The sequence below is a fragment of the Cupriavidus basilensis genome (genome assembly GCF_029335485.1).
Taxonomy (GTDB): Bacteria; Pseudomonadota; Gammaproteobacteria; order Burkholderiales; family Burkholderiaceae; genus Cupriavidus; species Cupriavidus basilensis_E.
Window position 1 is genome coordinate 16,617 of record NZ_JARJLM010000718.1, and the last position, 13,981, is coordinate 30,597.

The window sequence follows — 13,981 nt, forward strand, 5'->3', positions numbered from 1 at the left end:
TGCGGGAGATCAGCTCCGCAGGGCGGATATTAGGCGACCGTACCCAGATGACGACGCTGTCCTGGATGGGCGAAATGAAATGTCTGCGTTTATCGTTTATATTGTGCGTCATTTGGATATTCAGGCGCCAATCCAGAAGACGCATCGGGGTTTCGCAGAGAAGACGACAATGCGGCGCGGCTGTCGGCTTGTATGGGCCTTGTCGCATAAATCGGGTTTGAAGACAAAGGTCCCACTGTGATCTTGAGATCATGCGATACGGACGGAATGAGGGCGGGCGAGCGCCGTCATGCGATTGAGCACGCCCACGCGGATTGCCACCTCGGTCGCCTGGGAGCCGACCTTGCGCGCCCACAGGCAATTGCCCGTGAGCGTCTTGAGGCAGTACATCAAGGACTCGACGAGCGAGCGCCGGTGATGGCGCTGGACTTCTTCCATTCGCGCCTGCTGCTCTGTGAAATTGCGTAAATGGCCTCGTTGCACCATGCCGCGCCGGACGTGCTCTCTGGCCAGGGCATCGCCCCCTCACGCGGTGGAATCGACGGTAGCGCGCCTCGCGTGGCAATCGCCGCATGGTATTGCTTCGTGTCGTACGCACCGTCGCCGCCGATGGTGTCGATCGGCACGTCGGTGGGGATCTGATCGAGCAGCTCGGGCAACACGTCGGCATCGCCAATGTCCTGATGCGTTATCAGAGCCGCGCATATCTGCCCGGTCTTGGCGTCCATCGTCAGATGCACCTTTCGCCAAATGCGTCGCTTGGAGTAGCCGCGCTTGCGTACCTTCCACTCGTCTTCCCCGTAAAGCTTTACGCTCGTGCTGTCGGCGACAAGATGCAGCGACTCGCCGCTGCGCAGCGCGGGCAGCACCACGTTGAGTGGTTGCGCGCGACGGCTCAGAGTCGTGTAGTTCGGCACTGGCAGTCTGCGAATATCCGCCGCGGCCCCAGTTCGCGTCGCACCTTCGCGCTATTCGGTACTCTCCTCCAGCGAGGCACGTTCCAAGCGGGCAGTGCGACGTAGTTATCGACGTTCTGTGCAAGTGGTGGTGGGTTTTTGAACAGCGATACCAAGTATCGACACGCATCAATGTCGTTGGCTTTGCAGGCAAGATTTGACGATCGAGTGGAGGAGGGTCGTGGCGTTTGCTCCGTCGACGGTATAGGCGAACATCCATCCTCGACAGCCAGCGTGCTGCAGTCGTGATGGGCCCTGGTGCAGTCAGCCAAGCACCGCAGACATGATCCATGGGTCTACCGCAACGATGTGTTGAACCGCCTGCCCACCCATCTAGCGACGAGCTGCTTCCCCACAACTGGCATCCGGCGCGCTGAATGCGTCCGCTCTCTCACAAACGGCAATCGACCGGCAAGTTGGGACGGCAGGACGCTGGATATTCGGCGATGTGCTCGAAGGGGTGCTGAAGGTAGGCTTCAGGATCGAGGCCTGGCAGGCGAGCAGTTCTCACGAGGCTAATGAGGCATATATAGATAGAAATGGTGGCAGCCTCCTGGTAGACCCACCCAGTCCGCGTGCCTGTGGGAACACGCCTGAAGCCATAGCTGCCGTGCACAAGTTGGCATTGGCAGGCAAGATGTTCGCAGGTAGTTGCGGTGTTCAGATCAGGCTGGATCGAGGAAGCGGTGCATGAGGGATGCTGCCCGCCGCCACGTCGCCGAATCCGCCGCAGGCGAGGACCATGTATCGACATTCATCCCGCTGCACCTTGGTCAAAGCCCATCTGGGAAAGCCTTTTGTAAAGGTAGGAGCGAGAGATTCCGAGTTCCGTAGCAACACGTTTCTTGTTGCCGTGATATCTCGTCATGGCTTGGCGTATGAGCCGTTCCTCCAATTGCCCGACCGCGTTGTTCACCCTCGTCGATTCTTTTAAATCCGTCGTCGTCTCAGGTTTCTCCTTATCTCCTAGATTGTCCAAAGGCGCATCTAGTACCATCTCTGAGGCTTCCAACTCGATGAGTCCAAAGTCAGCAGCGTGTATGGCCTCGGCTTCAGTGAATATTGCGGCCCGCTCAACGGTATGCATCAGCTGACGCACATTTCCGGGCCACCGTTGATTTTTTAGGAATTCAAGCGCGTCGTCGGACAATCTCTTGGGACGCAGTCCGTGCCGGTTCGCGAACTGTTTGAGCGCCAATTCCGCAAGCAACGGGATATCCTCCAATCGCTCGCGGAGTGAGGGAAGTCTGATGGTGACAGCCCCGATGCGATAGAAAAGGTCGAGCCGGAAAGTTCCGTCTGCGATCATCGCCTCGAAATTTCGGTTGCTGGCACTGATCAGGCGAAAACTCGAGCTGCGAAGCTCGGCACCACCCACTCGTTGGAAGGATCCGTCCTGAAGGACGCGAAGCAGCTTTACCTGGACATCCCAGGGCATGTCCCCCACTTCGTCAAAAAAAAGCGATCCACTATCCGCTTGCTCGATCTTGCCTTTGCGGCCTTTGCGCTCTGCCCCCGTGAAGGCCCCCGCTTCATAGCCAAAAAGTTCGCTCTCGACAAGCGTCGCGGGAAGTGCAGCTGCATTGACCGTCACCATTGTGGCGTCACGCCTGGGACTTAGCCTATGAATGGCATGCGCAGCGAGTTCCTTGCCGGTGCCGCTTTCACCCGTCAGTAAGACCGGGATATCCAGCGGCGCGACTTTCACAATCTGCTGCTTAAGGCGTTGAATGGCTGGGCTGTCGCCAACTAGCTGATCGAGACCGTAGCTGCGGTTCTTCAAGCCGCAAAGCTCGCGGCGATAGAAAGCCACCTCGGATTTCAGCTTCGTGAGTTCGTTCGAAAGCGCTTGGAGTTGCTCTGGACCTTTGAACATGACTTGCCCAATGGCACCGACCGTCTCTCCACTACTAGTGCGGATCGGATGGCGGGTCACAATGCGCGTTACCCCCCGCATCACCTGTGACGAGCCAATCTCCGCTTTGCCAGTTGCTGCGACATGGTGAAGCCTGGTGTTCTCAATTACTTCAGTGACGTGAAGACCCACGCCGTCACCAGGTCTCATGCCAAAGAATCCCTCATGAACTGCACTCATGTACCGAAGGACTCCCTCTCGGTCCACTACCGTCATTGCTTCGAAGGGGTTCGTGAGAAAGTGAGCAAGTATCCCGTCTGCGAAATCAACAGAGCCGACGAACTCGAAGAGCGCGTCTCGGCCTTCACGTTGCATTGCAACAAGAACTGTCGCGTTTGATGTTGGCAATGCGACTACGACCACGGAGGAACCGTCAGGTCCTTCCAATGAAAATAGGCGTCGCTGCTGGCGTTGACTCTCGTGCCAGCCACTAATGAGCCGTCCGGCTAACTCGGGCTGTGCAGCGATGCCTCCGGAAGCCAACTCTTCACCATCAGCACCGAGGACCAGAACGCCACGCGAAAAAAGTTGGGGTGAGCCTGTTGGGCTCTTGTCTTGTGTCTCCATTGAAGGCATGTTACTTCAGTTAAAAGTGTTTGTCTTCATCGAGGATAAACAGCGCAATGCGGATGCGAATCACGCCAGGATGGACTGCATTCCGATAACAGTCGAGGTGCGTGAAATAGATCTGTCTGCTTCCAACTCGCCGCACCCACCCTCAATGTACATGCGGTGCACGCCGATGGTGTCGACGCAGTCCTTGTCGGCAACTCATTCCCGCCAGGGTTGCCGTTCTCAAGCTCGTCCATGCCCAATCTAGAGTCTCTTGCGCGACGTTATGTGCGGCTCGCCCGAGCCGGCGCTCATGGCACTTGAGAAGAATGCCGGGCTAGGTTCGGAGAGGAGTAGGGTGCCCTGCCTGAAGACGGCGAGCGTAAGAGTAGCTAAACCTCAAAGGCATAAAATACGACCCCAGGCTCGCACGATTCCTCTCAAAATTCATATTCAGATTGGAAGCGCCGAGTGAGGCCATCGCAATCGAAGCCAGTCGGGTCCTGGTGTACAAGGCCGCGCAGATGACGGACGACATTCAGCCGTCCAACCGAATTGCCGCCATTGCCAAGTACCACGCGTCGCAGACTGCCAAGCTGTACGCCGACAAGGCTCAGCAGATCTTTGGTGGCTACGGGCTGGCCAAGGAGTATAGGGTGTCGTGGCTGATGTCCTACGCCGATCTGTTCTTCACGGGAGAGGGCTCGGTCAACGTGCAGAAGATCATGATCGCCGAAGACGCCTTGGGCCGCAAGATGGCGGATCGGCACCATGGGAAGACCGGTCTGCGTGACATCCGAAATGATGACGTTGCGGCAGACCTGAGCAAATCGTGACGGCTAGCAATATGTCCGTCCTTAACGGATTTGAGGTCGTATGACAGCACTTACTAGCAACCGAGTTGCCTTGGTGACGGGTGGCACCCGAGGGATCGGGGCAGCAATATCGAGGATGATGAAGGAGTCCGGTTATCGCGTTGCTGCCACCTATGTCAGCAACGCCGAAGCGGCCGCAGCGTTCCAGTGGCAATACGACATCCCTGTCTTTAGTTGGAATGTCGCGAATTCAGAGGAATGCAGCAAGGGCGTGGAAGCGGTCACTGCAGCGCTGGGCTCGGTTGAAATCCTGGTGAACAATGCCGGCATCACGCGCGACTGCGCGTTCAGGAAGATGACAGACAGCGACTGGCACGATGTGATCGATACCAACCTGAACTCCGCGTTTTACATGAGCCGGGCCGTGATTGAGGGCATGCGGGATCGGCAGTTTGGTCGCATCATCAACATCTCATCCATCAACGGCCAGCGCGGCCGCTATGGGCAGGTGAACTACTCCACCGCGAAGGCCGGCATGTACGGCCTGACGAAGGCCCTGGCATTGGAGTATGCCAGACACGGGATCACCGTCAATGCCGTGGCTCCAGGGCACATCGACACCGACATTGTCCGATCGGCCGGCCAAGCGCTTGTCGACAGCCTGATCGCCGAGAATCCTGTCGGTCGGCTCGGCACGCCGGAGGAGATTGCGCGCTGCGTGCTATTCCTCGCTTCTGACGACGCTGCGTTCATGACGGGGTCTACGCTGACCGCCAATGGCGGCGCTTACATGCTTTGAGATCTAGGTGGGTAGCGACCCGCCGGGGAAGAGGTTCGGAGATGGGCATTCGGCTGCCTGACCCGATAGTTGACTCGATTACCCACCCACAAAACAGCCTCTCGGACTTCTCCCCCGGGACTGAGTAGCATCTCTGCGAGACGAAGCCCAAAAGAAGAGGGAGTCCGTCCTGTCGGAATATGCCTGCGGTTTCGACTCCCAGGTGCTGTTGTGCGTCGTGCTTGCCGGGGAGGCCCGCCTGGCTGACAAGTTCACCCGCGACGATCTGATCCCGTTCGGCAGGCGAATTTGCGCGCGCCACGCGATGTGGGCCGCCAGCGTGCACGAACGCGGGCGGGCTACAGACTGTTCGTTGAGCATTCGCTCGGAATGTCGGCCCAGCGCCGGCGGCGGCTTTCTTACGGGGTCATGAAATTCCTTCGAAAGCGCGTTTGGGGGTGGTGCGGATTACGTGCCTGGTGATGCCGCAATCGCTATGTCAATCGCTGCTGCGCATCGCCGCGGAGTCGGCGCGGATCATGTCAGCCCCCTTTTCCCCAATCATGATGGTCGGCGCGTTCGTGTTGCACGAGGTTACGGTTGGCATGATGGAGGCGTCGATCACGCGAAGGCGATCAACTCCGCGCACGCGCAGCCGCTCATCCACGACGGCCATGTCGTCCTTCCCCATCTTGCAGGTTCCTGCTGGGTGGAATGCGCAGTGGCCCTCCCGCTCCATAAAGTCAATCAGTTGCTCGTCCGAGGTGATTCCATGGCCGGGCACGATCTCGGAAATGACGCGCGAAGCGAATGGCTCCGTCGCCAGAATCCTGCGGAGCTGGCGGATCCCCGATAGCATCGCCTGTGTATCCTCTGGTTCACTCAGGTAGTTGGGAATGAAAGCCGGCGGCTGCAGCGGATCTGCGGAGCGCAGCAGGATCTCCCCGCGCGAGGCGGGGCGCACGCGGTACACAGATGCGCTGATGGCATCGTAGTTGTCGACCGCCGCCTCACCCGAAGGACTTACGGTGAAAGTCATCGGGCGGAAGCTGATCTGCAGATCGGCGTAGTCAATTCCTGGCCCACTCTTTACGTAGGCGCCCGCCATCGACGCTGCCTGCGCCAAATACCCGCGATGCGTCGCGAGATAACATATGCCCTGCCAGTACTTGCGCCACCCGAGCAAATCGCGGTTGTACGAGCTATCGGGTGTGGTCTTTGCCTGGACGCGCGCCACGAAGTGGTCTTGCAGGTTTTTCCCCACTCCTGGGGCATGCATAAGCGTCTGAATGCCATGGCGCTGGAGCATCTCGCCATTGCCAATGCCGGAGAGCATCAGCAGGTGCGGAGAGCTCAGCGTGCCAGCACAAAGGATGACCTCGTGCGTGGCGGAGAAGCTGCGCAGCTCGCCGCTTTGCACTACGTCGACGCCGGTCGCTTCCAGGCCCCGGAACCGCACCCGGCGCACTTGTACGCCCGATTGGACTACCAGGTTCTGCCGGTGACGCACGGGCGCTAGGAATGCCTCGTATGTGGACTGTCGGATGCCGTTGTGAATGGTGGCCTGAAAGAACCCGCAACCCTCCGGCTCACCATTGTTGAGATCCTCCAGGCGAGGAATGCCATTGCGCCGTGCCGCCTCGAGAAAGTCGAACGCCGAGGGATGCTTAACCGCAGGGTCGCTAACTCCGAGCGGTCCGTCGGAGCCGTGGTACGGTCCAGCACCGCGCTCATTGTTTTCCGAACGCTTGAAGTACGACAGTACATCGTCCCATCCCCATCCTGGGTTGCCAAGGTCCGCCCAGTGGTCATAGTCTCGGCGATTGCCGCGGGTGTACACCATGCCATTGATCGCGCTCGTTCCTCCGAGTCCCTTGCCGCGCGGCCAGTACAGTCGACGATTGTGTAAGGTCGAGACCGGTTCGGTGAAATAGCGCCAGTTGTAGCGATCGGATTGGTACATTTTGGCCATACCCGCTGGCGTCCTGACCCAGAAGTCATCCGCCGGCGGCCCGGCTTCCAACAGTAGCACACGCACCCCTGGATCGTCGGACAGACGACGCGCCACCACACAACCGGCCGAACCGGCCCCAACAACAATGTAGTCGTAACTTTCCAATTCAACTCCCAAGAACGAATATTGGCAGGACGTGATGAAGGCGCTCTGGCCGAATCCGAACACACGATATCCCGAGTGCCTTCGTTAGATCCAAGCAATCCGCAAATCGTAAACACTAAAAAGTTAAAAGCAATTGCAATGCCAGTCGATCGCGACAGCGTTCCGCCACATGATCCCTCGAACGCGTGAATTGCGTTGTGGGGGAGAAGGTGAATGCACGCACCGCGCCCTTAGTTGGCTTCGCTCTTGAAGGGCTCAAGTGCCGTCTTCAACCCCGCACTCGATGTTCAAGGCCAAGCCGGAAGAAAGGGCAAACTCCCCTTGAAAAGTTGCCGCGCACAGCCCGGCCGGCTAGCCCGCGCAAAAAGCACCTACACAGGTCGGCAAGGGTAATTCCCACTTCGACGCCGCGGGCCACCCACGGCTTCAGTTCCTCGAGCTTGCCGCCCACAGCCAGCACGCCACAGTTGACCAGGATCCGGTCGTGGTAGGCCAGTTCCGGCTGATTCCAGATGTCGCCAACACACCACCTTGCTGATGCGCGCAAGCATACTTGTGTATGCCACAGAATCGCCAGTGGCCGCAAATTCCGTCAAGTTGTTCCTCGATGTGAGTTGAGGATCGTTCGAGGGGTACTGCAAGACGTATGCCAGGGGTTCCGCAGGAACTCGCACATTGCGACAGGGTCGTGCGGTACGCCTCCATCGGCTGCGCCGAGCACCTCAGCGAAGCCGGCATGGAGATCTCATTTGGGAGCAAGACTGACATGGGACACCTCGTTAAACCAGCATCGGCTGCTTGAGCCCGCCGGCAACATGCCGCCGGGCTAAGGCCGTGTCAGTTTTCTACTGTCGACTCACCGGGGCCGCCATGTTGGCGCGACACAACCGAACGAGACTTTTCCCCGGTGCGATTCAGGTCGTGTAGCCGTAATGCCTTAGTTGTCTGCGGCGCATACATAAGTGTTTCGCGAAAGAACATCTAACAACCCAACCTTCGCGCGCTCGGTACCACGCGCCGCATGTCTGCCCCATGCATGACGCCTCCGTGTCCTCATTGAACCCGTCGTAAATGGCACGGCGCTTGCAGCCAGGGCGCACATGAAGGAAAGCTCTACGCGATAGTCGGTTGGGAGGGCCGTCCTCCTGGGGAGGCTGCCAGGGTCGCAGCTGTGCACCATCAACCCCATGCTAGAGATTCGGTTTGGGAGGGGCGAGCACGGGGTTTGGAGCGACTATTTTGGAAGCTTGGCGCCTCTTTACTGGCACTACCCAAAGTCCGTCTGGTGTCTTTTGAGCGGAAGCGTTGACTGTGTGTCCATTGCATCTGTCTCTCTCAACGTGACAAAGCCGACTGGAGAAGAGTGTGGGGCTAGGTTCGCGGAGGAGTAGGGCGCGCCGCATGAAGACGGCGAGCGTAAGAGTAGCTAAACCTCAAGTGCATGAAATACGACCTCAGGCTCGCACGATTCCTCTCAAAATTCATATGCAGATTGAAAGCGCCGAGTGAGCGCCATCGAAATGCAGCTTCGTCCCGTCAGGCGCCCCTGCTGCGCTCGTGAAGTAACTGCGAGAAGGCAATTTATGACGTCGTTGGTTGGCACGCTGCGCAGGAAGCGCTGCAGATGCTCGGACTCGTGCGGGGGCTGAAGACATGGCACGATCAAGCCCGAGGCCGCTCGATGGGCCTAGGTGATTAAGGCTCCGAGCATTCGGGCCGAGTGAGCGAAGTGTCCACCAAGAAAATTTGCGAAGAGAATTTGATGAGTCAAGAAATGTCGGAAGAGATTGTAGCGGTCCGCGATATGGTCAACCGCTTTATGCAGGCCGAAGTGGTTCCCGTCATGAACGGCTACGAGACGCGCGGCGAGTTCCCGCGTGAGCTAATCCGCAAGGCCGGTGAAGCGGGTTTGTATGGCGCGGTGTTTCCCGAGTCGGTGGGTGGCAGCAACATGGGCTACCTGGCCGCCACCGTGATCCAGGAGGAGATGGCCCGCAACGACGTGCGGTTCTCGTCGTGCAACAACCAGCAGGGTTCTACCTGTCCCAGTTGTATCTACCTAGGCGGCACCACGGAGCAGGTCACGAAATACGTGCCTAATCTGATCGCGGGTAAAACGATCGGCATGATGTCGCTCACCGAGTCGGGCGGCGGCTCTGACGCCGAAGGCAATATGAAGGCGTTCGCCCGGCGCGACGGCGACGTCTACCGCATCACCGGCCAGAAGATGTGGGCCTCGATGGCGAACGAAACGGATGTCGGGGTGCTGTTCGCCAAGACCGACCGCGATGCAGGCGCCAAGGGCGTCACTGCCTTCATCGTCCAGCCCAAGAAGTACCCAGGCTGGAAGGCAGAACCTATCGCGATGCACGGCCTGTCGAACGCGCTTCGCACGAATGTGCTGTTCCTCGACGACTTCGTCGTGCCGGTGGAAGACCGCCTGGGTGAGGAGGGCGAAGGCTTCAAGATCATCATGCGTACGCTGCAGGCAGGGCGCTTGACAGTCGCAGGGAAGGCGCTGGGAGTGGCGCGGGCGTGCTTCGAAGACGCGGTGCGCTATGCCAACGAGCGTGTGCTGCGTGGGCAGCCGATCGGCCGCTTGCAGATGATCCAGTCTGAGATCGCCGAGATGGCCATCGCAATCGAAGCCAGTCGGGTCCTGGTCTACAAGGCCGCGCAGATGATGGACGACAGTCAGCCGTCCAACCGAATTGCCGCCATTGCCAAGTACCACGCGTCGCAGACTGCCAAGCTGTGCGCCGACAAGGCTCAGCAGATCTTTGGTGGCTACGGGCTGGCCAAGGAGTATAGGGTGTCGTGGCTGAAGTCCTACGCCGATCTGTTCTTCACCGGAGAGGGCTCGGCCAACGTGCAGAAGATCATGATCGCCGAAGACGCCTTGGGCTACAAGATGGCGGACCGACACCATGGGAAGACCGGTCTGCGTGACATCCGAAAGGATGACGTTGCGGCAGACCTGAGCAAATCGTGACGGCTAGCAATATGTCCGAACTGCTCAAGCTCGATATCGACCGTGGCGTCGCCACGATCACCTTGAATCGCCCGGAGAAGCTCAACGCATTCACCGACGAGATGCTGGACGAGTGGGTTGCGGCGCTCGAGGAGTGCCGCATCAACCCGGAGGTGCGTGTGATAGTGATCACGGGCACGGGCCGCGCCTTCACCACGGGCGGGGATGTGGACGGCTTCAGCGCAAGCGCGGCGCAGACTCCGGCGGGCATCAAGAGCCGTCTGACCAATGGCATCCAGCGGTTGCCGCGCAAGATGGCCGAAATTGACAAGCCGATCATCGCGGCGCTCAACGGCTTTGCTACCGGTGGCGGTCTGGACATCGCGCTCGCGTGCGACATCCGTTTCGCGGCCGAGAGCGCGCGGCTCGCCGAGACGTATGCCCGTATGGGGTTGATTCCGGGAGCCGGGGGTGCCTACCTGCTGCCGCGCATCGTGGGGATAGCCAAGGCGCTTGAGATGTTCTGGAGCTGCGATTGGGTGGACGCGCGAGATGCAGAGCGCATCGGATTAGTCAATAAGGTCTTTCCCGATGACGAGCTCATGGAAGGCACATATGCCTTCGCACGAAAGGTGGCCGACGGGGCGCCTCTCTCGGTGCAACTGATAAAGCGTGTGATGCGGCTGAGTCTGGGCCAAGCCTTGGACACGGCGCTGGATATAGTGGCGTCCAACCTGCCCATCGTGCGCACCAGCGAGGACCATCAGGAAGCCCTCATCGCCTTCAAGGAAAAACGTCCCCCCCAATTCAGGGGACGCTGAAGGACTCATGAGAAACCAAACTGAGGACGGCTGGGGTTAGGCGGCCACCTCTACCGGATTAACCTGAAACCCGAGGGCCGCGGCACGCCGTTTGAGCGCGGCGACGCTGCGCTCGCGCTGCTGTTCTTCATAGCGCTGCTGGCCCTGGTCGACGAAGGCCTCGCCGCGCGTGAGCATGAAGTACACCATGCGGGCGAGCTTGTGGGCGACGGCGGTATTGGCGCGGGGCTTGTCCATGCGGGCGCACAGGCGGCGATAGAACGCGCCGAGCGCCGAATCGTTGCGCGACAGGCTCATCGCCGCGAGCTTGAGCGCCTGGCGCACCCGGTTGGTGGAGCGCCGGGTGCGTGCCGACAGGACCTTGCCGCCGCTGATCTTGGTGCCGGGACACAGCCCCAGCCACGAGCAGAAGTGCTTGACGTTGGCAAAGCGGCGCAGGTCCGGGCCGATCTCCGAGAGGATCGTCAGTACCGAGGTCACGGCCAGGCCATTGATGCGCGTCAGGTCCACGCCGGCCCAGCGCGCCAACGCGGTGCGGGCATCAAACTCCGGGGTATTCTTGCCACGCCGCTTGCCCGGCCCGCCGAGTTCGACCTCGTGACGGCCCAGCGGCGCGAGCAAGGCCTCGAGCTTCGCGTCGCACTCGAGGATGCGCTGGGCCAGGCTGTCGAATATCGCCAGGGCCTGCCCGAGCACGAACAGGTGCTCCTCGCGCCAGTTGCCGGTCAGCGCCCGCGCGATGTCGCGCTCGCTGGCCTTGACGCGGCTGTGGCGATGCCGCGCCAGCACCTTCGGGTCACGCTCGCCCGCCACAATCGCGCGCACGATGGCCTGGCCGGTCATGCCCATCACGTCGGTGAGCACTTCGCTGAGCTGCAGGTTCATCTGCACCAGCGCCTTCTGCATGCGCTGCACCCAATTGGCCTGCTCGGTGAGCAGCACCTCGCGCTGGCGCACCACCGCGCGCACGACACAGACCTCGTCGCCGGGCCGCCACGCCGCGCGCAACAGCCCCAGGCTCATCAGCTTCTGCAGCCACTGGCAATCCTGCACGTCGCTCTTGCGGCCGGGCACATACTTGAGCTGGCGCGCATCGACCAGCCACACCGTCAGGCCATGCTGCTCCAGCACCTCGTACACCGGGATCCAGTAGACCCCGGTCGACTCCAGCGCCACCGTGTCGACCCCGCACGTCAGCAACCAGTCGGCCAGCGCATGCAGGTCATCGGTCATGGCGCCGAACTCGCGTACCGGCTCGCAGCCGGCCTGCTCGGCCAGATGCCGCGGCACCGCGGCCCAGTGGCTCGACGCACCCACATCGATCCCCGCCGCGTTCGGGAATACCTCGTCGTCTTCTCGCTTGCGCATCGCCATGGCCTGCTCCAGAATCGTCAGTGAACGGCAGCGCCATGGGAAGCGTCGAAGTTGACTCGATCTCATGAACGGGATGCGCATCGCTGCGCTCACCACTGTCGCCGACGAATCCCGGACCATGCTCTTGCGCGGGCTCACTCCACGGCATGCCACGCCGCGAGCGCGCACCATTGGTAGGTCGGTCATCGCGGCGCTGCCGTTCACGGGTATAGCTCATCTCCGTTTCTCCGCCCACGCCGGGGCCCGAAGGGCCTTGAAATGCTCTTGAGAAACAATTAGGGCAGCACGGTTTTTCAAGCTAGCTGAACGGCTGGGGTGATCTGGAAACCGAGGGCAGTCGCGCGGCGCCGGAGCGCGGCGACGGCGCGTTGGCGCTGCTGTTCTTCGTAGTGCTGCTGGCCCTGGTCGACGAAGGCTTCGCCGCGGGTCAGCATGAAGTACACCATCCGCGTGAGCTTATGGGCAACGGCGGTATTGGCACGCGGCTTGTCCATGCGACTACACAGCCGGCGGTAGAAGGAGGCGCCGAGCGCCGAGCCGTTGCGCGCTAGACTCATCGCCGCCAGCTTGAGCGCCTGGCGCACCCGGTTGGTGAGCGCCGGGTGCGCGCGCTGAGCACCTCGCCGCCACTGACCTTGGTGCCAGGGCACAGTCCCAGCCACGAACAGAAGTGCTTGACGCTGTCAAAGCGGCGCAGGTCCGGGCCGATCTCCGAGAGGATCGTCATCACCGTCGTGACCGCCAGGCAATTGATGCGGGTGAGGTCCACGCCGGCCCAGCGCGCCAGCGCGGTGCGAGCATCAAACTCCGGGGTGTTCTTGCCGCGCCGCTTGCCGGGCCCGCCGAGTTCGACCTCATGACGGCCCAGCGGCGCGAGCAACGCCTCGATCTTCGCGTTGCACTCGATGATGCGCCGAGCCAGGCTGTCGAACATCGCCAGGGCCTGTCCGAGCACGAACAGGTGCTCCTCGCGCCAGTTGCCGGTCAGCGCCCGCTCGATATCGCGCTCGCTGGCCCTGACGCGCCCATGGCGATGCCGCGCCAGCACGTTGGGGTCACGCTCGCCCGCCACAATCGCCCGCACGATGGCCTGTCCGGTCATGCCCATCACGTCGGTGAGCACTTCGCTGAGCTGGAGGTTCATCTGCACCAGCGCCTTCTGCATGCGCTGCACCCAGTCGGCCTGCTCGGCCAGCAGCACCTCGCGCTGACGGGCCACCGCCCGCACCACGCAGACCTCGCCGTCGGGACGCCAGGCCGCGCGCAGCAACCCCAGGCTCACGAGCTTCTGCAGCCACTGGCAGTCCTGCACGTCGCTCTTGTGCCCGGGCACGTAATTCATCTGCCGTGCATCGACCAGCCACGCCGTCAGGCCGCGCCGCTCCAGCACCTCGTACACCGGGATCCAGTAGACCCCGGTCGACTCCAGCGCCACCGTATCGACGCCGCACGCCAGCAGCCAGTCGGCCAGGGCGTTGAGGTCATCGGTCATCGCCCCGAATTCACGCACCGGCTCGCAGCCGGCTTGCTCGGCCAGATGCCGCGGCACCGCCACCCAGTGGCTCGACGCCCCGATATCGGAGTGGGTGCTGGGTAGCCGATCGCCATGTTGTAGACAATTTGTCCGCTGAAGATCACTTTACGAGCGGGCATGCTAGTTGCGTACCGAACTATTGTTCT

The 13,981-nt window shown here is 61.0% G+C and carries 7 protein-coding genes and 2 pseudogenes; 4 read left to right on the forward strand and 5 right to left on the reverse strand.

Annotated features, from left to right (window positions below; all coding sequences use genetic code 11):
* Positions 1 to 249: 249 nt before the first annotated feature.
* A pseudogene (locus P3W85_RS44270) lies at positions 250 to 923 on the reverse strand (IS5 family transposase); the annotation flags it as partial.
* A gap of 787 nt (positions 924 to 1,710) precedes the next feature.
* Positions 1,711 to 3,438, reverse strand: a complete 1,728-nt coding sequence (locus tag P3W85_RS44280) for a sigma-54 interaction domain-containing protein (RefSeq protein WP_276269481.1) — start codon at positions 3,436 to 3,438, stop codon at positions 1,711 to 1,713.
* A 443-nt stretch (positions 3,439 to 3,881) separates the two neighbouring features.
* On the opposite strand from P3W85_RS44280, the gene P3W85_RS44285 reads away from it, so the two are divergent.
* Positions 3,882 to 4,259: an acyl-CoA dehydrogenase family protein gene (locus P3W85_RS44285; RefSeq protein ID WP_276269482.1), complete on the forward strand. Its 378-nt coding sequence runs from the start codon at positions 3,882 to 3,884 to the stop codon at positions 4,257 to 4,259.
* 40 nt (positions 4,260 to 4,299) lie between these two features.
* On the forward strand, positions 4,300 to 5,037 hold the full coding sequence (gene phbB, locus P3W85_RS44290; protein WP_276269483.1) for an acetoacetyl-CoA reductase: 738 nt from the start codon (positions 4,300 to 4,302) through the stop codon (positions 5,035 to 5,037).
* Positions 5,038 to 5,515: 478 nt separating this feature from the next.
* On the opposite strand, the gene P3W85_RS44295 is transcribed toward phbB, so the two are convergent.
* Complete coding sequence (locus tag P3W85_RS44295) at positions 5,516 to 7,135, reverse strand: GMC family oxidoreductase (protein WP_276269512.1); 1,620 nt, start codon at positions 7,133 to 7,135, stop codon at positions 5,516 to 5,518.
* Between the two features lie 1,720 nt (positions 7,136 to 8,855).
* Between P3W85_RS44295 and P3W85_RS44300 the strand changes: the two genes are divergently transcribed.
* Both P3W85_RS44300 and P3W85_RS44305 read left to right on the forward strand, forming a co-directional pair.
* Entirely contained in the window at positions 8,856 to 10,127 is a 1,272-nt protein-coding gene (locus tag P3W85_RS44300) for an acyl-CoA dehydrogenase family protein (protein WP_276269484.1), read from the forward strand.
* Positions 10,128 to 10,138: 11 nt separating this feature from the next.
* Positions 10,139 to 10,927, forward strand: coding sequence for an enoyl-CoA hydratase/isomerase family protein (locus tag P3W85_RS44305; protein WP_276269485.1), 789 nt, complete (start codon positions 10,139 to 10,141; stop codon positions 10,925 to 10,927).
* A gap of 36 nt (positions 10,928 to 10,963) precedes the next feature.
* Here the strand turns inward: P3W85_RS44305 and P3W85_RS44310 are convergent, their stop codons facing one another.
* Positions 10,964 to 12,301, reverse strand: a complete 1,338-nt coding sequence (locus tag P3W85_RS44310) for an IS110 family transposase (protein ID WP_276269486.1) — start codon at positions 12,299 to 12,301, stop codon at positions 10,964 to 10,966.
* 293 nt (positions 12,302 to 12,594) lie between these two features.
* Positions 12,595 to 13,877, reverse strand: a pseudogene (locus P3W85_RS44315) (IS110 family transposase).
* Positions 13,878 to 13,981 lie beyond the last annotated feature (104 nt).

Excerpts from the sequence above, each read along its gene's own strand:
- P3W85_RS44280 (WP_276269481.1), bottom strand. The coding sequence starts at position 3,438 with ATGGAGACACAAGACAAGAGCCCAACAGGCTCACCCCAACTTTTTTCG.
- P3W85_RS44305 (WP_276269485.1), top strand. The coding sequence starts at position 10,139 with ATGTCCGAACTGCTCAAGCTCGATATCGACCGTGGCGTCGCCACGATC.
- phbB (WP_276269483.1), top strand. The coding sequence starts at position 4,300 with ATGACAGCACTTACTAGCAACCGAGTTGCCTTGGTGACGGGTGGCACC.
- P3W85_RS44310 (WP_276269486.1), bottom strand. The coding sequence starts at position 12,301 with ATGGCGATGCGCAAGCGAGAAGACGACGAGGTATTCCCGAACGCGGCG.